This is a genomic window from Lysinibacillus sp. CTST325 (genome assembly GCF_054665055.1).
On sequence record NZ_BAAFHO010000050.1, the window covers coordinates 1 to 498 of the forward strand.

The 498-nt window shown below is 52.4% G+C and carries 5 tRNA genes; all 5 read left to right on the top strand.

Annotated features, from left to right (window positions below):
* The first annotated feature begins 21 nt into the window (after nt 1–21).
* The 5 genes from ACYQ73_RS28235 (at nt 22) to ACYQ73_RS28255 (ending at nt 482) form a co-directional block, all read left to right on the top strand.
* Nucleotides 22–97: transfer RNA gene (locus tag ACYQ73_RS28235), tRNA-Val, on the top strand.
* A 3-nt stretch (nt 98–100) separates the two neighbouring features.
* Nucleotides 101–176: transfer RNA gene (locus ACYQ73_RS28240), tRNA-Thr, on the top strand.
* Nucleotides 177–180: 4 nt separating this feature from the next.
* Nucleotides 181–256, top strand: a tRNA-Lys gene (locus ACYQ73_RS28245).
* Between the two features lie 20 nt (nt 257–276).
* A tRNA-Leu gene (locus ACYQ73_RS28250) sits at nt 277–361 on the top strand.
* 46 nt (nt 362–407) lie between these two features.
* Nucleotides 408–482: transfer RNA gene (locus tag ACYQ73_RS28255), tRNA-Gly, on the top strand.
* The last annotated feature ends 16 nt before the right edge of the window (nt 483–498 follow it).

A 498-nucleotide genomic window follows, 5' to 3' on the forward strand; every position in this document is an offset into this window, starting at 1 on the left:
CGTCGCTAGGCATAATACCCAGGAGGATTAGCTCAGCTGGGAGAGCACCTGCCTTACAAGCAGGGGGTCGGCGGTTCGAGCCCGTCATCCTCCACCATTTGCCGGTGTAGCTCAGTTGGTAGAGCAACTGACTTGTAATCAGTAGGTCGTGGGTTCGACTCCTATCGCCGGCACCATTTTGAGCCATTAGCTCAGTTGGTAGAGCATCTGACTTTTAATCAGAGGGTCGAAGGTTCGAGTCCTTCATGGCTCACCATTTAATTGCCAACAAAATATGCGGGTGTGGCGGAATTGGCAGACGCACTAGACTTAGGATCTAGCGCCGCAAGGCGTGGGGGTTCGACTCCCTTCACCCGCACCATTTTTAAAATTTCATAATTGCCAGGATAAATAAATCTTATGCACATGCGGAAGTAGTTCAGTGGTAGAACACCACCTTGCCAAGGTGGGGGTCGCGAGTTCGAACCTCGTCTTCCGCTCCAAATGTGCCGGGGTGGC